General features: G+C 67.3%; 16 protein-coding genes. 10 read left to right on the forward strand and 6 right to left on the reverse strand.

The features are described 5' to 3' along the window. Nucleotides 1–333: 333 nt before the first annotated feature. Nucleotides 334–1,194: a hypothetical protein gene (locus ACFVWL_RS07390; RefSeq protein WP_387180439.1), complete on the forward strand. Its 861-nt coding sequence runs from the start codon at nt 334–336 to the stop codon at nt 1,192–1,194. Nucleotides 1,195–1,241: 47 nt separating this feature from the next. Here ACFVWL_RS07390 and ACFVWL_RS07395 read toward each other — a convergent pair whose 3' ends face one another. Continuing rightward, nucleotides 1,242–1,544, reverse strand: coding sequence for a hypothetical protein (locus ACFVWL_RS07395; protein ID WP_387180442.1), 303 nt, complete (start codon nt 1,542–1,544; stop codon nt 1,242–1,244). Nucleotides 1,545–1,768: 224 nt separating this feature from the next. Between ACFVWL_RS07395 and ACFVWL_RS07400 the strand changes: the two genes are divergently transcribed. Then, nucleotides 1,769–3,193: an NAD(P)-binding domain-containing protein gene (locus tag ACFVWL_RS07400; protein WP_387180444.1), complete on the forward strand. Its 1,425-nt coding sequence runs from the start codon at nt 1,769–1,771 to the stop codon at nt 3,191–3,193. Between the two features lie 70 nt (nt 3,194–3,263). Here ACFVWL_RS07400 and ACFVWL_RS07405 read toward each other — a convergent pair whose 3' ends face one another. Continuing rightward, a complete protein-coding gene (locus ACFVWL_RS07405) occupies nt 3,264–3,968 on the reverse strand; it encodes a Pr6Pr family membrane protein (protein WP_387180447.1) in 705 nt (234 codons plus the stop codon). 104 nt (nt 3,969–4,072) lie between these two features. Between ACFVWL_RS07405 and ACFVWL_RS07410 the strand changes: the two genes are divergently transcribed. Both ACFVWL_RS07410 and ACFVWL_RS07415 read left to right on the forward strand, forming a co-directional pair. Beyond that, nucleotides 4,073–6,238: an adenylate/guanylate cyclase domain-containing protein gene (locus ACFVWL_RS07410; protein WP_387180449.1), complete on the forward strand. Its 2,166-nt coding sequence runs from the start codon at nt 4,073–4,075 to the stop codon at nt 6,236–6,238. 2 nt (nt 6,239–6,240) lie between these two features. Next, the gene (locus ACFVWL_RS07415; protein ID WP_387180451.1) at nt 6,241–7,665 is read left to right on the forward strand and encodes a mechanosensitive ion channel domain-containing protein; all 1,425 of its coding nucleotides are present in this window, start codon (nt 6,241–6,243) and stop codon (nt 7,663–7,665) included. Between the two features lie 63 nt (nt 7,666–7,728). Here the strand turns inward: ACFVWL_RS07415 and ACFVWL_RS07420 are convergent, their stop codons facing one another. Together ACFVWL_RS07420 and ACFVWL_RS07425 are read right to left on the reverse strand one after the other, a co-directional pair. Continuing rightward, nucleotides 7,729–8,715 carry an Abi family protein gene (locus ACFVWL_RS07420; RefSeq protein WP_387180455.1) on the reverse strand — a complete coding sequence of 329 codons (987 nt, stop codon included), beginning with the start codon at nt 8,713–8,715 and terminating at the stop codon, nt 7,729–7,731. Nucleotides 8,716–8,883: 168 nt separating this feature from the next. Further along, complete coding sequence (locus ACFVWL_RS07425) at nt 8,884–9,870, reverse strand: DMT family transporter (RefSeq protein WP_387180456.1); 987 nt, start codon at nt 9,868–9,870, stop codon at nt 8,884–8,886. Between the two features lie 145 nt (nt 9,871–10,015). Between ACFVWL_RS07425 and ACFVWL_RS07430 the strand changes: the two genes are divergently transcribed. The 5 genes from ACFVWL_RS07430 to ACFVWL_RS07450 all read left to right on the forward strand — a co-directional run bounded on the left by ACFVWL_RS07430 (nt 10,016) and on the right by ACFVWL_RS07450 (nt 15,695). Further along, complete coding sequence (locus tag ACFVWL_RS07430) at nt 10,016–11,152, forward strand: hypothetical protein (protein WP_387180459.1); 1,137 nt, start codon at nt 10,016–10,018, stop codon at nt 11,150–11,152. Nucleotides 11,153–11,250: 98 nt separating this feature from the next. After that, nucleotides 11,251–12,510 carry a hypothetical protein gene (locus ACFVWL_RS07435; protein ID WP_387180461.1) on the forward strand — a complete coding sequence of 420 codons (1,260 nt, stop codon included), beginning with the start codon at nt 11,251–11,253 and terminating at the stop codon, nt 12,508–12,510. Between the two features lie 285 nt (nt 12,511–12,795). Further along, nucleotides 12,796–13,173, forward strand: coding sequence for a hypothetical protein (locus tag ACFVWL_RS07440; RefSeq protein WP_387180463.1), 378 nt, complete (start codon nt 12,796–12,798; stop codon nt 13,171–13,173). Between the two features lie 115 nt (nt 13,174–13,288). Continuing rightward, nucleotides 13,289–14,575, forward strand: a complete 1,287-nt coding sequence (locus tag ACFVWL_RS07445) for an adenylosuccinate synthase (RefSeq protein ID WP_387180465.1) — start codon at nt 13,289–13,291, stop codon at nt 14,573–14,575. 13 nt (nt 14,576–14,588) lie between these two features. After that, nucleotides 14,589–15,695 carry a lactonase family protein gene (locus tag ACFVWL_RS07450; protein WP_387180468.1) on the forward strand — a complete coding sequence of 369 codons (1,107 nt, stop codon included), beginning with the start codon at nt 14,589–14,591 and terminating at the stop codon, nt 15,693–15,695. Between the two features lie 67 nt (nt 15,696–15,762). Here ACFVWL_RS07450 and ACFVWL_RS07455 read toward each other — a convergent pair whose 3' ends face one another. Both ACFVWL_RS07455 and ACFVWL_RS07460 read right to left on the reverse strand, forming a co-directional pair. Next, a complete protein-coding gene (locus ACFVWL_RS07455) occupies nt 15,763–17,004 on the reverse strand; it encodes a beta-ketoacyl-[acyl-carrier-protein] synthase family protein (RefSeq protein ID WP_387180471.1) in 1,242 nt (413 codons plus the stop codon). Then, on the reverse strand, nt 17,001–18,500 hold the full coding sequence (locus ACFVWL_RS07460; RefSeq protein WP_387180473.1) for a class I adenylate-forming enzyme family protein: 1,500 nt from the start codon (nt 18,498–18,500) through the stop codon (nt 17,001–17,003). Before ACFVWL_RS07460 ends, ACFVWL_RS07455 begins: the two co-directional genes overlap by 4 nt. A 101-nt stretch (nt 18,501–18,601) precedes the next feature. On the opposite strand from ACFVWL_RS07460, the gene ACFVWL_RS07465 reads away from it, so the two are divergent. Next, nucleotides 18,602–19,186, forward strand: coding sequence for a biotin transporter BioY (locus ACFVWL_RS07465; RefSeq protein WP_387180475.1), 585 nt, complete (start codon nt 18,602–18,604; stop codon nt 19,184–19,186). The last annotated feature ends 77 nt before the right edge of the window (nt 19,187–19,263 follow it).

Below are 19,263 nucleotides of genomic sequence, written 5' to 3' on the forward strand. Positions count from 1 at the left end.
GCGTAACTGCATGAGGTCGCGGGCCCATCGGGACGAACTCGCCGTCATCAGGTGTCAGTTTGATCGCGAGGGCGGAGTCGTCGAGAGGGCTCAACGTTGTGATCTCTGCCACGCGCCGACAATTTGGGCCAACAGCGATGAACGCGTGGTTAGCTGAGACCTCGAGTGACGGCATTTACGAGGGCGCTGGCAACGTCTTCGAAGCCGGATGGAATGAACTTGTGGACACGGGTGAAGCGCTCGGAGATGCGGCAGGGGCAGTGGGCGACGCCGTCGGCGGCGCATGGAACTCGATCTTCGGATGATGCGAGAACGATGAAGAAACCTGGAACGATGCCACGCAGTCTTCTCGAGCGCAACCTTGGTCGCCCGCTGTGGGTGGGCGTCGTCGTGCTGAACGTGATCCTCGCGGCTACTGCGACCGTGCTGTGCGCATGGGTGTACCTCGACGACACCGGATCCCGGGGATCGATGGGCGGTGTGCTGATCGCCGTCCCTGCGCTGTGGTGGGTGTTCGCCCTCACCCTGTGGCTCACCACGCTCTCTCGTCGTCGCGTCACCGCAGAAGAGATTCGTCGGGCGAGCGCGACGGTCCCCGGAGGGGTTCTCGTTCCTGGATCGAAGCGGGTGCCGGTGATGACGGCGGTCGCCGCGATCGCAGCGGCATCGACGCTCGCCGTCTTCGCCGTGACTGCGGGCGGAGGGTGGGGCATCATGTGGGCGCTGCTCGCCGTCCTGCTGCTCGGCCCGATCGTGAGTCACCTCATCTCCCTCAGACAACCGAGGCGCCTTTTCCTGCATCCTCGGGGGCTCGGGTCGGCGACGTTCCATCTCGATGCCGAGGTGAACTGGGACGACATCGAGAGCATCGATTACGGCGTCGGCATGAACAACGTGATGGTCTTGAAGGTGGGCGTGCGCCCCGATGCCCGGAGTTACCGAGAGCGGTGGCGTCATCCGTTCTCGCGCAAGCGCGGCGTGATCGACGTCGACCCTTCAGCGCTGGGACTCGACGGGACGCTGCTGTGGCTCGCCCTTCGTCTCTACCGACTCGAACCCTCGACGAGGCATGAGCTTCGCGGCGATCGTGTTCCGAACAGGCTTCTCGATGCGCGCGAGGCCAGGGCTACGACACCTCAGCATGTGAGTGAACCTGTGCTCGCGACCTTCACGCCTGAAGGCGGAGGCTGGTAGGCGCAGCGCGAGTCGGACTGACAGGAGACTGCGGCGGTTAGAGGTCGTTACTGGCCGAACACTGTCGATGTGGCCGCGATCCATCCGAAGGCCAGGGCGAGGATCGTCAGGATGACCCAGATGCTCATGGCGATCGCGTTGAGTGCGATCCCCCATGTCGCCTGAGTCCGTGCACGTGGCTCTCCTCGCAGCGACACGATCCCGAGGATCAGTCCGATCGCGGGCGCGAAGAACGTCCAGCCGGCAAACAGGGAGCAGATCCCCAGAACGAGGCTGGCGGTGCCTTTCGCGGTCGATGTCGCGGAGACGGACGGCGTGGCAGTGACGGGGGCAGGGGCAGTGGTTGACATGACATCCACGCTATGACGGGGGCCCGTTGGCGGACATCGGACTGGAGTACCCACGTCGTACATCCAGCGGATGATCGTCGCCATCGCCTACGGACCGACCCTGCTAACGTCGAAGAGCAGCCGCTTTCCGGGCAGGTCGAGCATTCCGCTCCCACCGGGACAGAACTGTTCCTCGCTCGGATGCGGCCGTGCCGATACATGACTGAAGAGTATGAGGACAATACGTGACGAGTAGAGAACGAGTAGCGATCATCGGCGCCGGCCCCTCGGGCATGGCGCAGCTGCGGGCCTTCGAGTCCGCGGCCCGCGCGGGGGCGGAGATCCCCGACCTGGTCTGCTTCGAGAAGCAGGCCGACTGGGGCGGACAGTGGAACTTCACCTGGCGCACGGGCCTCGACGAGTACGGCGAACCGGTGCACTCGAGCATGTACCGCAACCTGTGGTCGAACGGCCCGAAGGAAGCGCTGGAGTTCGCCGACTACAGCTTCGACGAGCACTTCGGCCGCCCCATCTCCTCCTACCCGCCGCGCCCGGTGCTCTGGGACTACATCGCCGGCCGCCTGGAGAAGAGCGACGTGCGCGGGCTGATCCGCTTCCAGACCGTGGTGCGCTGGATCGAATTCGACAGCGAGCGCGAGGTCTTCACGCTCACCAGCGAAGACCTGCCCACCGGCCGGTCGACCGTGGAGGAGTTCGACCGCGTCATCATCGCTAGCGGGCACTTCTCCTTCCCCAACGTGCCGGACTTCCCGGGCATCGAGACGTTCCCTGGTTACATCAGCCACGCTCACGACTTCCGCGGCGCCGAGGCGTTCGCAGACAAGGACGTGCTCGTGATCGGTGCGAGCTACTCCGCGGAAGACATCGGCAGCCAGGCGTTCAAGATGGGCGCCCGCTCGGTGACCGCGAGCTTCCGGTCGGCGCCGATGGGATACGACTGGCCCGAGAGCATCGAGGAGCGGCCCGTCGTCGAGCGTTTCGAGGGCAGCACCGCGTTCTTCGCCGACGGCACCTCGAAGCACATCGACGCGGTCATCCTGTGCACCGGGTACCTGCACAAGTACCCGTTCCTCCCCGATGACCTCGCGCTGTCCTCGCCGAACAACGTCTACCCCGACGGTCTCTACCGCGGCGTGGTGTGGCAGGGAAACCCGCGCCTGACGTATCTCGGCGCTCAGGACCAGTGGTTCACCTTCAACATGTTCGACGCGCAGGCCTGGTACGTGCGCGATCTGATCCTCGGCCGCCTCGCGCTGCCCGACGAGCAGGAGCGCGCGGCATCCATCGCCGAGTGGCGCACGCGGTTCGGGCAGATCGACTCGGCCGCGGCGGAGATCCGCTTCCAGGCCGACTACATCCGTGACCTGCTCGAACTCACCGACTACCCGGAGTTCGACATCGACCGCGTGGTCGAGATCTTCCTCGCGTGGAAGCACGACAAGAAGGACGACATCATGGGCTACCGTGACCGCACCTACGAGTCGGTCATGACCGGGACCATCGCCGTCGTGCACCACACGCCCTGGCTTGAAGAACTCGACGATTCGCTCGAGCGCTACCTCGACGTCGATCCGGATGCCACCGAGACGGCGCGGATCATCGCGGGTCAGCCGCGGGATGACGACCGGGAGGCGCTCGCCACCGCCTGATCATCGCGCGAATCGACCACGCCCCTCCACCCGTTCCCCGGGTGCGAGGGGCGTCGTCGTCCGAGACCGGTCAGGAGACGGTCGGGGGCGTGGTGCCGCGGCGCCGGCCGACCCAGACGACGCCAGCCGCCACGGCGATGATCGCGATCGCGATGCCGACGATGTACCCCGAGACGCCGAGGTAGCCGCCCGGTACGGTGTTGGGGTTCAGGAACGGATACGGATACCAGTAGGGCTGACCTGTCGCCGGCGCGATGATGAGGTTCGCGCGGATCAGGGTGTAGACGGCCCAGACCAGCGGAAAGATCGCGGCGATGGCGATCGTGCTCCAACCCAAGGCGCGGCGGCGCGGGGCGAGCAGCACGTCGAGGAGCAGGAACAGCGGGATGATGACGTGCAGCACCTCGTTCGACCAGGGAACGGTGACGCCTTGGGGGAGCTCGACGCTCCGCAGCAGCGTGTTGTACACGATGCCCGTGACGATCATGTAGGTGCTGACGCAGACCAGCAGCACGGCGAGCCACTGCGGCTCCGCATCGGTGGTCGCGTGGTGGCGGAGGGCCCAGATGGCGGCGATGAGCAGCACGATCGCGGCGAGGATGTTCGACTCGATCGTGAAGAAGCTGAGGAAGTTCGCCGCGACCGTCGGCAGGTGGCTGCCCCACTCGGTCGTCGCATCGAGGGCGTTCTGCACCGAGCGGGTCAGCTGCGCGACGACCGCCGCGAGCGCGAGTACGGCTGCGGCGATGCGCAGATAGGGCCACCAGATCGTCATTTCGCCTCCGGTCGCAACTGTAGTGGCAGGTTTCCATAGACCGCGGGACCGATATATCGATATCGTCGGACCGTTCACGCAGCACGCGCATGGCGGAGGGGCAGATGAGCGACAGCGGAAACAGCAGCGGCACGGTCGACGCGAGCGGGACGAAGAAGCGTCGGTTCCGTCGGGCCGGGCTCAGCATCCAGTCCAAGCTGCTCATCATGCTGCTGGGCGTGAGTCTCGTCTCGTCGGTGATCGTCGGAGCGATCGGCTTCGTGAACGGGCGGCAGTCCTTGCACGACTCCGCCGTCGACCAGCTGATCACCATCCGGTCGATGCGCGCGGCTGAGATCACGACGGCGATCGAGAGCGTGCGGCGGGATGCCTCGCTCAACAGCCGCAACCTCAGCGCACAGTCGATGTCGACGGCCGTCAACGCGGGCTTCGCCGACCTCGCCGGTGTCGAGCTGGACGAGAATCAGCGCGCCGAGCTCGAGGGCTACTACCAAGACGTCTTCATCCCCGAGCTCGAGGCGCGGTCGGGGGAGGAGTACGGCGACACCGCCTTCATCCCGGAGTCCGCCGCCGGGCAATACGTGCAGCTGCAGTACGCGCTCGGCAACAAGGACTTCGACGCCGACTACGACGTGCAGCTGGAGCTCAACGACAGCGGCGACGGCACCAGCTACTCGGCCGCGACCGAGCGCTACGGCGACTACTTCACGCGCCTGGTCAAAGAGGCGGGTTATGAAGACGCCCTGCTGCTCAACACCGACGGCGACGTCACCTACTCCGCCTACAAGGGTGTGGAACTCGGGACGAACATCCTCACCGGGCCCTATCGCGATTCGGCTCTCTCGAAGGCCTACGCCGAGGCGATCGCCACGAACTCCGTCAACACCGTCGTCCTCACCGACTTCGACCGCTGGATCCCCTCCCTCAACGTGCCGGGAATGTGGGTCGTCTCGCCGGTCGGGAACGACAGCGGCATCACCGGGGCGATGGCCTTCCAGATCTCGATCGACACGATCAACGACGTGATGACCGGGAGCGAGGGGTGGAAGGAACAGGGGCTCGGCGACACCGGAGAGGTCTACCTGGTCGGTCGGGACGACCTCATGCGCAGCACCGCGCGCCGGCTCGTGGAAGATCCGGACGACTACGTGAAGCGCCTCATCAGCGGAGGCATGGCCCCGACGATCGTCGACCGCATCGCCGCGATCAAGGGCACCGTGCTCCTGCAGCCGGTCGACACCAAGGCCGTGCAGGAGGCGCAGGCCGGCAGAAGTGGCACGGTCGTCGGACGCGACTTCATCGGCGGCGAGAGCGTCACCGCCTATGCGCCGTTGGAGATCGAAGGCCTCGACTGGGTCGTGATCGCGCGCATCGACACGGCCGAGGCCTTCGAACCGGTCAACGTCTTCACCCGCAACGTGCTGCTGTCGCTGCTCGGCATCCTGCTCGGAGTCTCGTTGCTGTCGCTCCTGCTCGCGCAGGTGTTCACCCGCCCGATCCACCGTCTCGTCGGCGCCGTGCATCGGGTGGCGGAGGGCGACCTCGACGTGCAGGTGCCGCAAGGCTCGCGCGACGAGTTCGGCGACCTGGGGAGCGCCTTCAACGACATGGCGTCGAGTCTGCGGATCAAGCAGGATCTGATCGAAGAGCAGCAGAAGGAGAACGAGAAGCTGCTGCACACCCTCATGCCCGAGAGCGTGGCGACGAAGTACAAGCAGGGCGACGAGGCGATCACCGAGGCCCACGAGAACGTCTCGGTCGTGTTCGCGGAACTCGTCGGATTCGACGACCTCGCCCGTGGCATGAGCGCCGAAGAGGAGATCGGACTCCTGAACACGCTGATGCGCGGATTCGACGAAGCCGCAGAGAAGGCCGGTGTCGAGAAGGTGCGCACGCTGCGCGGAGGCTACCTGGCATCGTCGGGTCTGATCGTGCCGCGGGTCGACAACATCCGGAGGGCGGTGGAGTTCGCGCGGAGCCTGCTGGGCGTGATCGAGCGCTTCAACGCGCAGAACGGCACGCAGATCTCGCTGCGCGCGGGCGTCGACACCGGCACGGTCACGAGCGGCCTCGTGGCGCGGACGAGCCTGGCCTACGACCTCTGGGGCGACGCGGTGAGCCTCGCCTACCGGGTGCGTTCGGTCACCGGCGAGCCGGGCATCTACGTGAGCCAGACCGTGCGCGATCGCACGCAGGAGATCGTCAGTTACGTCGAGGCGGGGACGGTGGAGACCCAGGGTAGGACCGAGACCGTGTGGAAGGTGGTCTGATCATGGGCGACGTGTTCACGGGCGGCTGGGGTTGGTGGATCATCGGCCTCGCGGTCGGCGTGCCCGTCGTCCTCGTCGTGCTCACCGAGCTCATCGGCACGCTGACGCGGCGGAACAACCCCGTCGCGAAGCCGTTGCGGATGCTACGCAACTGGGTCATCCCGGTCGGGGCGTTGTTCGCACTGCTGGTGTTCGCGATCCAGTCGCCCGCCGATCAGGTGTGGACCCGTGTGGTGGCGACCGTGTTCGGCTTCCTCATCATCCTGCTCGTGCTGTCGGCGTTCAACGTAGCGCTGTTCGCCAACGCGAAGCCGGGGTCGTGGCGGGAGCGTATCCCGTCGATCTTCGTGGAGATCGGACGGCTGGTCCTGGTGGGCGTCGGCCTCGCGCTGCTGTTCTCGTGGGTGTGGGATGCCGACGTCGGCGGACTGTTCACGGCGCTCGGTGTCGGATCGATCGTGATCGGCCTCGCCCTGCAGAACGCGGTGGGCGGGGTGATCTCGGGTCTGCTGCTGCTGTTCGAGCAGCCGTTCAAGATCGGCGACTGGCTGGATGCCGCGGGGGTCAAGGGCCGGGTCGTCGAGGTGAACTGGCGGGCCGTGCACATCGACACGGGTTCCGGCATCCAGATCGTGCCGAACTCGTCGCTCTCGGGAGCCTCCTTCACGAACATGAGCGAGCCCGAGGGGCCGTACTATGCCGAGACGGGCGTGAAGTTCTCGACCGACGATCCTCCGCACGAGGTGATCGCGCTCCTCGTCGAGGTGGCCGACTCGCTTCCGATGCGACTGCAGCGCGAGCGGGCGACCGTCGACTACTCGGGTGCCGGGGCGTACTCCGTATCGATCCCGGTGGCGGGTCCGGCCGATGCGTCCCGGGCCCTCTCGATGTACCTCTCCTGGCTCTGGTACGCGGCCCGGCGTCGCGGATTCGCGCTCGACGGCGACTCCACCGATCCGCTCGCCGAACCGCAGCGTCTGGTCGAGGCGATGCACCAGATCGCGCCGACCCTGCATCTGCGCGACGACGACATCGAGGCTGTGCTCACTCAGGCCAGGTTGGAGCGCTACGGCGTCGGCGAGATCGTGATGCCCAGCGGCGTCGTCCCCGACGAGGTGCGCGTGGTGCTGTCGGGCCGGGCGGCGCTCGCCCTCGAGGTGGAAGGCGGACGCGTCGAGTTCGCCGCCGCCGAGAAGGGCGACCTCATCGGGCAGACCGCTCTCACCCGCGAGCGCACGCAGGCCGTTACCGTCGCCGGGGAGATCCTCACCGTGGTGGTGCTGCCTCTCGACACGATCGACGCCCTGATCCGCACACGACCCCGACTGGCCGCTGAGATCGGGGAGTCGCTCGAGCTCAAGCGCACCCTCGCCGCTACGCGGCTCGCGGAGTTGGGGATCGCCCGCGGGGTGATCACCGGGCGCTGACGAGCGTCACAGCGCAGGCCCCTTTTTCACGTTGCCTGCCGAACGGGATGACCCGCCTCAGGTTCACTCTTGCCACAGTTCGAGGACGCCCCAGTCGCCGGGTGCACCGAGTGACTCGATCGTGAGCGACTCGGAGTCCGGGAAGTCGCGAAACAGCGCCGCGACTCGCGCCGTCCAGCCGGTGTCCGGGTCTATCGCCGGCAGGAGATACGCGATCACTGCCAGCGCGTTGTACGTGCCATAGACCTGCTTGGGGTGCTCGGAATTGCGAAGATGGTCGAGCACAGGGATTTGGCCAGTCTTGGGCCTCGACGGCGCGTTCTGGAGTTTTCGGTTGAACAGCCGCGCGTGGTGAGCCGCAACATTCCGCATGTAGTTGAGGCTGGCTAGCCAACTCACCATCAGCTTCTTGGTTGGGACGCCATGAGCGAGAGCGATCTCTTCGGCGTCCACCTGATTCATCCCCCGGTAGAGAACAGAGAGGTGACCTAGCTCGAGAATCTCAGTGAGTGCCCAGACGGGCATTCTGTCGTCGTATTTCTCTCGGAAGTGTTCGACGAACTTCTCGTCGGAGCTGGCTTGGCGAGAACTGACCCGTTGCAGCCACTGCACATGCCTACTCGACTTCGGGTCGCGGATGTCAGTGCCGTTCGAGGTGAAAGCCGCAGTGAACAGGGTCGGATCTTCGTAGGCGAAGGCTGAGGTTCTTCCCAACACGTAACCGAGGCGCATCCGGATGGCTACCTCGATGCGCTCGATTCCGTCTAGAACGAGGAGCCGGAGCTGTCGGTCGAAGTCGATGAGCTCCTCGGCGTGGGAAAGTCGCGTGCCCGGACGGTAGCGGCTCAGGACGCGTACACGTGTGCGATCCTCGTCATCGACGTACTCCTCCGACATCCGGAACGGATAGAGGTAGCCGGTGAGCCGGTAATAGCCGATCGCTGCCAAGATCTTCGCAGCGCGATTCTCATCCGGTATCTGGAGGCCATGCTCGATGAGACGCTCGACCTGCTGTTCCACGGACAACCAGTTCTTGACGTACTCGACCATGAGCCTCCCCCCCCAGAAAGAAAATCAGCCCGCGCCTTTCGGCAACGGGCTGATCATGATGTCTTTATCGTAGCGCAACGAGGCCCAGTGGGCTAGTAGTAGCAATGCTTACGTCTCGGGCGTTCAGCGCGGGCCACCGAGACCTTCCCATTCCTCTGTTCGCGAGCGTCAGCTCCGTTGCCGCCACCGCAGACGGGTGATCAGCACGCCCAGCAGACACAGCGCCCCGCCGAGGAACATCAGTGGCGTCGGCACCTCGCCGAGGATCGCCCACGACATCAGGATCGCGATCGCCGGCACGACGTAGGTGGTCGCCGACGTCTGTCCCGCGGTGCTGCGCTGCAGCACGTAGGCCCAGGTCGTGAAGGCGATCGCCGTGGGGAAGATGCCGAGGTAGACGACCCACAGCGTCGCATCCAGCGGTGCCGTCTGGAGTGAGCCGATGAGGGTGCCGATCCAGGGGAGGAGCGCGATGGTGCCGACGCCCGCTCCGAGCCAGGTCAGGGTGGTCGGGTCGACGCCCGAGGTGAGCAGTCGCTTCTGCACGAGCGTGCACCCGGCGTACATGACCGCGGCGAGGAGGGCGAGGAGCAGACCCGTGATGTCGGGGCCGGCGCTGGTGGAGGAGTTCATGCCGATCAGCACAACGCCGAGGAACGCGATGGGCGCCCCGATGACGAGCGGCTTGGGGAATCCCTCGCGAAGGAACAGTCCGCTGAAGACCACGACCATGAGGGGCGCGAGGTTCACGACCATCGCGGCGGTCCCGGCGTCGAGCGTGAGCTCTGCACTGTTGAGGGCGAGGTTGTAGACGCAGAACCAGCCGACGCCCCACACCGCGATCAGCAGCCAGTGGCGGCGTTCCGGGATGCGGATGCCGTGGCGCACGGCGATGATCGTCAGCACGACGGTGCCGACGGCCATCCGCAGCAGTGCCAGTGCACCCGGGTCGTAGTGCGGGCCTGCGCCGCGGATGCCGATGAAGGCGGACGCCCACAGCACCACGGTGACCAGCGCTGCGACGAGGACGAGCGCGCCCTGGTTCTTCGGCGCGTCAGCGCTCTTCGGTGCGTCTGTGCTGGTGGATGTGTCTGTGCTGGTGGATGCGTCGGTGCTGGTGCGGATTCCGGGGTCACCGGATGCGGCTTCTGCCATCCTTCGATCCTGGCAGGGGCTTCCGACATCGGGCGAGCCGGGGAAGCGACATGGTCCGCACGTTTTCGGCCACCGCGCCGGTCGGTGGCCGCTCGAGCTCTACGGTTGGAAGAGCAAGCTCTGCCCGAAGGAGAGGTGATGTCCGGTGTCGTACGACCTTGATGTCTTCGGCACACTGTCGCTCAGTGCGCGTCAGCTGGTCGACGTACTCGTGGAGGATCGGGCTCTGCATGCGCAGGTCGACCCGGGATCCGGAGGGATCTCGGCCGTCGTGCGGGCGGACTCGGGAGAGCACTGCTTCGTCCTCGACGGTCCGACTCGGCTGGAGCGTGAGGATCTTCCCGAGGGGAGACCGGACCTCACCCGGCTGCGTGTGCAGTACAGCATCTCCGTGACATACGACGGACAGGCGGAGGCGAACACGGAGCTCGCGCTCGCCTTCGCCGATCGGCTCGCCCGGCGAGTCAAGGGCAAAGTGGTCGACTGGCAGACCGAGCCGGAGCCGGTGGCTGCGCCTCCAGCCGCGCCGGAGCCCGAGTGCTTCCTGCATATGGAGTGGTTTCGGGGCTTGGACGACGAGGGCGACGCCTTCGCCGCCCACTACGTCGCATCGGCGGAGGAGTTCTTCCCGCGTGCTCTGCCGAGGACCTTCGGGCGTTGGTCCCCGTTCGCGAAGTTCGCGAAGGAAGGCGCAGCGGGAGTCGACAGGTTGTACCGAGAGGAGTGCGACTCCCAGCGGATGCAGATCAGCGGACGTAAGCCGCTGCTCTACGGATTCCTCGATGGGTGGTCTCGAGATCAGATCGGCGATCGTCAACGCCTGGGGCTCGTGTTCGACGCCTCCACTTTGCTCAAGCCCCGTCTCGCTGGCGCGGTCGAGGCTTTTCTCGTCGACCTTGCTCGGCGCACCGACAGCTTCTACGCGTGCGCCGACATCCGACGATCGAGGTACAGCCATCCTGTGGCAATGGCGCAATGGGGAGAATGGACGGGCCTGCCCCGACAGGCGCCGTGGTTGAGCTCGTTCGCCCCCGACTACGCCGCCCTCGTGCAGTCGCACTTGACGACGGGGGAGCTTCGGGAGTCCGACCGGGGGCTTCTCCACGTCAGCCGCCCTTCGCCCGCGATTCCCGCCTCAGCAACCACCGAGCGGGAACCGTGGATCCCCGAGGACTTCCTTCCCCTTCAGGACGACCCTGATCATCGCCGATTGGCGACGGCCACCGCGAGGATCATGCCTGAACGACTCCGGTCGACGAGCGGTCTGATTCGCATTCGGTGACGGCCGCATCCCCGGTGCTGCGCCCGATGTAATCGTGTCCTTCTGGTGTCCGTCCTATCCGACAGGATGGGGGCAGACGATTCGGAGGGGAGTGGTCGATGTCATATGACCTCGAGGTGTACGGAAAGGTCTCACTGACGGCGAGGGAGCTGGCGAAGGTGGTCTCGTCGGTGCGCGGGCTCAAGGCCAAGGTCGATCGGAGGTCGCAGACGATCTCGTCGATCGTGTACAAGCGCGGCGGCGCGATGGCGTTCGAGCTGGATGGTCCCGATCTGCTGGAGCCGGAGCACATCCCGGAGGGGTGGACCGAGGTCGCGGATGCGACGGTGCTGTACAGCATCCACGTGTCGTACGACGTGCAGACGGGCGCAGGATTTTCGTTCAGCGTAGACGAGACGAAGCTGGCTGTGGCGACGGCGTTCGCCGCACGGTTGGCGGAGCGTGTCGACGGCACGGTGATCGACCCACAGACTTACGAGCCGCCGGAGCCCGAGCCGGAGCCAGAGCCGGAACCCCCGCAACCGCGCTTTCTGCACCTGCGCTGGTACCGACTGCTCGACGATGCGAACGACAAGGATCTCGCCGAGATTTACCTCCGTACCGCCCGCGAGTTCTTCAAGCCCGGCGTGCCTCCGCGATTCGGCACCCACGAACCCTTCCAGGGACGGTTCCCCCGCGACGACGACGCGCAGTTCGACGCCAGGTACCGCGAGGACTGCTACATCAGTGATCTCATTCTCGCGGGCAAGCCGATCGAGCACGGGACCATCGACGGGTGGACGAACGACCTGGAGCGCCGAACTCAATCGATCCGACTGAAGTTCGAGCTCGATCGGCTCGAGAAGCTGAAAGCCCTGGATGCCATCGAGCCGTTCTTCGTCGCGCTCGCCGAACGGACCGGCTCCTTCTTCGCGTTCGCCGAGGTCAATACGAGTCGGTACGGAACGGCTCATCCGCTCATGGACGTCAAGCTCAAAGACCCGTGGAGCGGGTTGCCGACTGCGCCGCAATGGATGACCTGGTTCGAGCTGGAGTACGCCGAGATGGTCGCTCCGCATCTCGACCCCATCCGCACGAAGGCCAACGGCCAGGGGACTCTGCATCGCTGGACGGAGCACCCGGCCGAGGCGGATGAGCTCCTTCGGCTGAGCGGCGATCCGTGGATCCCCGCCGGCTTCCGAGGGGTGCTCGATCCCGCGGGCGACGGGCGGTGCGCCCAGGCGGCCGCGGTCATGCCGGCGTCTCTGAGGTATCCCGCCCCCGAATCACCGCAAGCCCTGCGCATCGAGGCGCACTACGTGCGGGTGCGAGAGATCGAGGCCAATGCACGGAACCGAGCCGCCGAGGGGCGTCGATGACGCTCGAAGGGGGAGAGGTCGACCCGACGTCGACCGCGAGAGGCTTCCTCTGGGGAGGCTGATGAGATGCGGCAGGCTCTGGTTCATGTGTTGCGCACACGCGAGCCGCCACAAACATAGCGACCAACCTCAACAGCGGGTGGAACGCCCTCCGGGCGCTGAGCTGAGCGCGCTCGTGTGGAGTGGGCCGTTGCTACAGGTCACCCTGGTGACTTCCGTCCCCGCACCGGCGAAGAGCGTGTGCTCGACCACCCCGCGTCCACCCGGGGGATAGGCTCCTGTGCCATGACGGAGCGCAAGAACCAACGGCAGCAGCAGCCCGAACTCCACGGAGGGGTGCTGAGCGGCGGTGGCAGCCCGACCCTGTGGGGCGCGCTGATCGGGCTCATCGTCTTCGTCTTCGTCGGCGTTCCGATCAGCGCGGCATTGCGCTTCGCGACCCATCCGATGTCCCAGCAGCTGTTCGGCGGTCGGCTGTCGGAGGCCACCGTAGGCGGTTACACGGCGTTCTGGTGGATCGTCGCGATCATGCTCCTCGCGCTCCCCTTCCTCGTGGGGTGGGGCGTCGCGAAGCTCTCGGCACGGACCCTCACGATCATCGGCGCGATCGCCGTCGCCTTCTTCATCGTCATCCTGATCCTCGGCCAGCTGTATGTGTTCTGACCGGCGCTGAGCGTCCCCCGAAAGGGCGCACCGGAACGCTTCGATAGGATGGGATCGCCCGAAGAGGGCCAGCTCATCGGCCGGTGCAAACCCGGCGAAAGCCAGGGGGTTACCCATGCCAGGAATCGTTATCGTCGGCGTGCAGTGGGGCGACGAAGGAAAGGGCAAGGCCACCGATCTTCTCGGTGAGCGCACCGACTGGGTGGTGAAGTTCAACGGCGGCAACAACGCCGGACACACCGTCGTCGTGGGTGATGAGAAGTACGCGCTGCACCTGCTGCCCTCCGGCATCCTCTCTCCCGGTGTGACGCCCGTGATCGGCAACGGCGTCGTGGTCGACCTCGAGGTGCTCTTCTTCGAGCTGGAGGCGCTCGCCGCCCGCGGCATCGATGTCTCGCGCCTCAAGGTCAGCGCCAACGCGCACATCATCACGCAGTACCACCGCACGCTCGACAAGGTCACCGAGCGCTTCCTCGGCAAGCGCATGATCGGCACGACCGGTCGCGGCATCGGCCCTGCCTACGCCGACAAGATCAACCGCGTGGGCATCCGCGTGCAGGACCTGTTCGACGAGAACATCCTGCGCCAGAAGGTCGAGGGTGCTCTCGATCAGAAGAACCACCTGCTGGTGAAGATCTTCAACCGCCGCGCGATCACCGCCGACGAGGTCGTCGAAGATCTCCTGTCTTACGCCGAGCGTCTGCGCCCGATGGTCGCCGACACCGGATACCTGATCGCTCAGGCTCTGGGCCGCGGCGAGGTCGTCGTGTTCGAAGGCGGCCAGGCGACGATGCTCGACATCGACCACGGCACCTACCCGTTCGTGACCTCCTCTTCGGCGACCGCCGGAGGCGCGGCGACGGGTGCGGGAGTGGGACCCGGCGCGCTCGACCGCATCGTCGGCATCGTCAAGGCGTACACGACCCGCGTCGGCTCCGGCCCGTTCCCGACCGAGCTCTTCGACGAGCAGGGCGAGTGGCTGCGCAAGCAGGGCTTCGAGTTCGGCACCACCACCGGCCGTCCGCGCCGAGTCGGCTGGTACGACGCGCCCATCACGCGCTACGCCACGCGCATCAACGGCATCACCGACCTGGTGCTCACCAAGCTCGACATCCTCACCGGTCTCGAGCAGATCCCGGTGTGCGTCGCCTACGACGTCGACGGCGAGCGCTTCGACGAGGTGCCGGTCAACCAGACCGACTTCCACCACGCGAAGCCGATCCTGGAGTACTTCCCCGGCTGGAGCGAAGACATCTCGGTCGCGCGCACCTTCGAAGACCTGCCGCAGAACGCGCAGGAATATGTGCTGGCGCTCGAGAAGATGAGCAACACGCGCATCTCGGTGATCGGCGTCGGCCCGGAGCGCGACCAGGTCATCGTCCGCCACGGGCTGCTCGACTGACCCGCCGCGCATCGTGACGCGCTTCTGGCTCGGCGGCTACGGGGCCGCGATGGACGGCTCCGCCGACGGCATCGGCCTGCTCGCGGGGGATGAGGGTCGTGAGGCCTCGACGCTCGCCTACCGCGGTGCCGTGGTCGAGACGCCGTCGCCGTCGTGGCTGGCGCAGCATCCGACCCTCGATGTCGTCTACGCGGCGCTCGAGGGCGACTCCGCGGTGCAGGCGTTCTCCCGCGCGGGAGAAGCCGCTCTCGCACCGCTGGGTGCGCCCGCGCCGGTCGGCCAGTACGTCTGCCACGTCGCGGTCGCCCCAAACGGCTCGGCCCTGATCGCCAGCTGCTACGGCGACGGCCGCGTGGTGCGGTTCGACCTCGATGCGGAAGGACGCATCGTGCCCCCGAAGCCGGATGCCGCGGCGGCGCTCCGCGCGGCTCTGTTCGGTGAACCCGACCCGAACGCTCCAGCCGCAACTCCTCCCGGTGACGGTATCGCGGCCATCGACCCGTACGCTGTCGGCGGTGACCGTGTCTCGCACGCGCACGCCGCGGTGTTCCTGCCCGACGGCCGCATCGCCACGACCGACCTCGGCTTCGACCTCGTGCGCTTCTGGCGGCAGAGTGGCAGCGGACTCGTGCTCGACCACGAGGTCGTGCTCCCGCTCGGCACCGGACCGCGGCACATGGTCCTGCACCCCAGCGGACACCTGCACGTGGTCACCGAGTACTCGTGCGAGGTGTTCACACTCGCTCGTGCGGCGGACGGCACCTGGAGCGTCGTGTCGGTGACCCTGACGAGCCCGATCGCCGAGGTGGGTACAGACTTCCCGGCCGAGCTCGCCCGCACGCGCGACGGGCAGTTCCTCTACACAGCTCTTCGCGGAAGCAACACGATCGCGGCGCTGCGGGTGCGTGGCGGGGGCGAGGCTCTGGAGTCCGTGGCGCTCGCAGATTCCGGTGTCGATTGGCCTCGGCACCATCTTGTGCACGAGGGCAAGATGCTCGTCGCCGGTCAGCGCTCCGACACGATCACGTTGATCGACCTCGACGAGCGCACGGGCGCGCCCCTCGGCATCCGTCACGAGGCGCAGGTTCCGACGCCCACGCACTTCCTGCCGGTGCGCTGACCTCGGTGCGCTGACCTCGGTGCGCTGACCTCGGTGCGCTGACCTCGGTGCGCTGACTCGGCGCGATTCACTCGTTCGCGGTGAACAGCAGCGCCGCATTGTGGCCGCCGAACCCGAACGAGGTCGAGAGCACGGTGCGCACCGGATGTGGTCGCTCCCGCCCGCGCACGAAGTCCCAGCCGTCGGCACACGGATGCGACAGGTTCTTCGTCGGGGGCAGCACCTGATCGCGCAGGGTCATCGCGACGATGACGGCTTCGACGACACCGGCAGCGCCGAGCAGGTGCCCGGTGGTCGCCTTCGTCGCCGTGAGCGGAACGGACGGTGCTCGCCGGCCGAGCGCCTGCGTGAGCGCGACGAGCTCTGCGTCGTCGCCGAGCACCGTGCCTGTGCCATGGGTGTTCACGTGGTCGATGTCTGCAGCGTCCATGTCGGCGTCCGCCAGGCAGGCGACGATCGCCCTCGTCGCCCCGACCGCGGCAGGATCCGGCGCGGTGGCGTGATGCGCGTCGCTGGTCGCGCCGAATCCGGCGACCGTCGCGAGAGGGCGAGCGCCACGCTCTTGGGCGACATCCGCGGCCTCCAGCAGGACGGCGGCTGCGCCCTGGGCCATGACGAAGCCGCGTCGTGCGCTGTCGAAGGGGCGGGAGGCCGATGGCGGGTCATCGCCGAATCCGGTGACGACCGAGCGCAGGTTCGCATGCGCCGCGAGATGCAGCGGACCGAGGCAGTCGTCCATCCCGACGACCAGCACCGCGTCGGCGTACCCGTGGCGGATGCGTCGCAGGCCTTCGCCGATCGCGATGGCACCGCTCGCGCATGCCGCGGTGACTGCATGGGTCTGTCCGAGGAAACCGTATCGACGGCTGAGGACCCCGGCGACGGCATCCGCTGTTCCGTAGACGACGAGGCCAGGTGGCACCCGGCGCGGGCCGTGTTCTCGAGTCATGTCTACGGCCCGCATGGTCGCGTCCACCGGTCCTGAACCGGTGGCGACGACCACCTGTGCCGCATGGGTGTTCGTCAGGTCGCCCAAGCCCGCATCCGCGAGCGCTTCATCTGCGGCCGTGATCGCCCACTGCTGCAGCGGCGTGAGGTGACGTGCGAGAGATGGTGGCAGGTCAGGGGGCACCGTGAATCCGCGCACCACGCCGCCGACGTGCACCGGTCCGGATCCGGCGATCTCCGGGGGGAGCCGCGTGATGCCGCTGCGTCCTGCGCGCACGGAGGCCCACAGTTCCGGTGCGGTGAGGCCGCTCGGGGTGACTGCGCCGACGCCGGTGACGACCACGGATCGCCCGACACTCACGGGCGGCCCTTCCCCGACATCACGAGATCCGCGACGGCGACGCGACGGATCTTCCCACCGGCGGTGCGGGGCAGCTCCGGCAGCGTGTGCCAACGGCGCGGGACGGATGCCGAGGGGAGCCGTTCCCGCGCCCACCGCCGCAACTCCGCTGCGGGCGGCGCATCGCCTTCGACGACCAGGGCAATCCGTCTGCCACGGCGATCGTCGCTCTCGGCGATCGCGCAACAGGCGCCCAGGTCGGGCATCCCCTCGAAGGCGCGTTCCACTTCGTCGAGGGCGACGGTGTGCCCGCCGGTGGTGACGACGTCGCCTCTTCTGCTGACGAACGTGAAGTCCCGGCCGTGCAGTCGCCCCTGATCGTGCACGCTGGCCCAGCCGTCGCCGTCCGTCAATGATGCCGAGCTCGTTGCGGGGAGGTAGCCGGTGGAGCACGAGGGGGAGCGCACCCAGAGGCTGCCGAGCTCGCCGGATGCCAGGTCGTTGCCGTCATAGTCGCGCACGCGGGCGTGCACCTTCGGGTAGAGGCGGATGGCTCCGCTGCCGGCGCGGTCGTCGCCGATGAAGCCGAGTTCGCCGGTGCCGAAGTAGTTGATCGTACGGGTGTGAGGGAGCGCGTCGGAGGCCGCGGTTCGAGCCGACGCCGAGAGCGCCGCACCTCCGGTGACGATGAGCTCGATGCCGTCGTACCTTCCCGGATGGCGAAGCGCTGCGTCGACGAGGGTGGTCGCCGCTGCGGGAACTGTGACCAGACGGGTGATGCCCTCGTCGGGCACGCGGGAGGTGAGCCACAGTTCGTCGAGGCGGTCGGCGACGTGCAGCTCACCGCCCGTGGCGAGCACCTCGAACAGCGTGTAGAGAGTCAGGCTGTACGACATCGGGCCCGGCGCGAAGGTCGCGACGCGGTCTTCCGCGCCGAGGTGCGCGCGGGAGACGTCGATGTTCGCCGCGTACTGCGACCGGGTCTTGAGGAACGCCTTCGGCGCGCCCGTCGTACCGGATGAGGTCAGCAGCAGGAACGGAGCATCGATCGGAGGGCCGTCGGTCGGCGCGTCGTCGGTCGGCGCCTCGGGCGCGGATGATCCGTCGTCCAGCAGGTCGGCGAGGTCGAAGACCAGACCGGGCCACCCGCTCGCGCGCAGAGCGTGCCGGAGGTGAGGAGCATCCGTGATGACGGCAGCCGTCCCGGAGGTGACGATCAACTCGATCTGCAGCGCCACCGGCCACTGCGCGTCGATGACGGTGAGGATGCGGTCGCCCGCCTCCACCGCGACGACGGCGCGCGCCGTGTCGAATGCGGCGGACAGGCAGATGGCGACGACCGGCGGGAGGGCCGACGGGCCACTCGGGTCATCTGTAACGGTGGCTGTCGCGAGCAGACGTTCGATGACCGCCGACATCCGGCGTGACTTGGCGTGGAGCTCGCCATACGTCACGCGGGCATCGCGGCCGACGATCGCCGGGCGGTCGGGGTCTTCGGCGGCGATGCGACGCAGCATCGGGGAGAGAGACGTGAGAACTCCTGGGCGGGTTTGCGTGGGAACGAGGGCATCTCTATTCTAATGAACACCGTTCAGGTGAACGGTGTTCAGGAGGATTCATGACCACGTCCCGCGCCACCGACACGAGCGCCTCGCTCGGCCGCATCGCGGTCTTCGCCGCACTGATCGTTGTGCTCGGCACCGTGATCGTGCCCCTGCCGAGCGGCGTGCCGATCACGGCGCAGACCCTGGGGGTCATGCTCGCCGGCCTCGTGCTGGGCCCGCGCCTTGCGCCGCTCGCCGTCGTGTTGGTGCTCGCGCTCGCCGCGGTCGGACTGCCGGTGCTGGCGGGTGGCCGCGGGGGTCTCGGCGTGTTCGTCGGTCCGAGTGCCGGGTACCTCATTGGCTGGATTGCCGGCGTCGTGGTGATCGGGCTCCTCATGCGCACGGGGCGCTTCACCTGGTGGCGCTCCGCGATCGCCGCTTTCGTGGGAGGGGTGCTCGTGGTCTACGCGTTCGGCATCCCCGTGCAGGCGTTCGTGACCGGAGTTCCGCTTGGGCCCACGGCGTTGTCGAGCCTCGCGTTCCTGCCCGGAGATCTGATCAAGGTGGTCGCGGCGACGCTGGTCGTGGTCGCGCTCCGGCGGGCCTACCCGCGTGCGTTCGCCGACAGCCGGCGGATGCGAGAGGTATCTGTCGCCTAGGAGCTGCACGGACCGCCGCCGATCGGAGGCGGCGGGCCTCCGATCGGGCACACGTTCACGACGAGAGGCTGTTCTTC

Origin of the sequence: Microbacterium sp. NPDC058269, assembly GCF_042881445.1 — a bacterium.
GTDB lineage: Bacteria > Actinomycetota > Actinomycetes > Actinomycetales > Microbacteriaceae > Microbacterium.

Coding starts and splice junctions, on each gene's coding strand:
- ACFVWL_RS07390 (WP_387180439.1), top strand. CDS start 334: ATGCCACGCAGTCTTCTCGAGCGCAACCTTGGTCGCCCGCTGTGGGTG.
- ACFVWL_RS07395 (WP_387180442.1), bottom strand. CDS start 1,544: ATGTCAACCACTGCCCCTGCCCCCGTCACTGCCACGCCGTCCGTCTCC.
- ACFVWL_RS07405 (WP_387180447.1), bottom strand. CDS start 3,968: ATGACGATCTGGTGGCCCTATCTGCGCATCGCCGCAGCCGTACTCGCG.
- ACFVWL_RS07410 (WP_387180449.1), top strand. CDS start 4,073: ATGAGCGACAGCGGAAACAGCAGCGGCACGGTCGACGCGAGCGGGACG.
- ACFVWL_RS07415 (WP_387180451.1), top strand. CDS start 6,241: ATGGGCGACGTGTTCACGGGCGGCTGGGGTTGGTGGATCATCGGCCTC.
- ACFVWL_RS07420 (WP_387180455.1), bottom strand. CDS start 8,715: ATGGTCGAGTACGTCAAGAACTGGTTGTCCGTGGAACAGCAGGTCGAG.
- ACFVWL_RS07425 (WP_387180456.1), bottom strand. CDS start 9,870: ATGGCAGAAGCCGCATCCGGTGACCCCGGAATCCGCACCAGCACCGAC.
- ACFVWL_RS07435 (WP_387180461.1), top strand. CDS start 11,251: ATGTCATATGACCTCGAGGTGTACGGAAAGGTCTCACTGACGGCGAGG.
- ACFVWL_RS07440 (WP_387180463.1), top strand. CDS start 12,796: ATGACGGAGCGCAAGAACCAACGGCAGCAGCAGCCCGAACTCCACGGA.
- ACFVWL_RS07445 (WP_387180465.1), top strand. CDS start 13,289: ATGCCAGGAATCGTTATCGTCGGCGTGCAGTGGGGCGACGAAGGAAAG.
- ACFVWL_RS07460 (WP_387180473.1), bottom strand. CDS start 18,500: ATGCTGCGTCGCATCGCCGCCGAAGACCCCGACCGCCCGGCGATCGTC.
- ACFVWL_RS07465 (WP_387180475.1), top strand. CDS start 18,602: ATGACCACGTCCCGCGCCACCGACACGAGCGCCTCGCTCGGCCGCATC.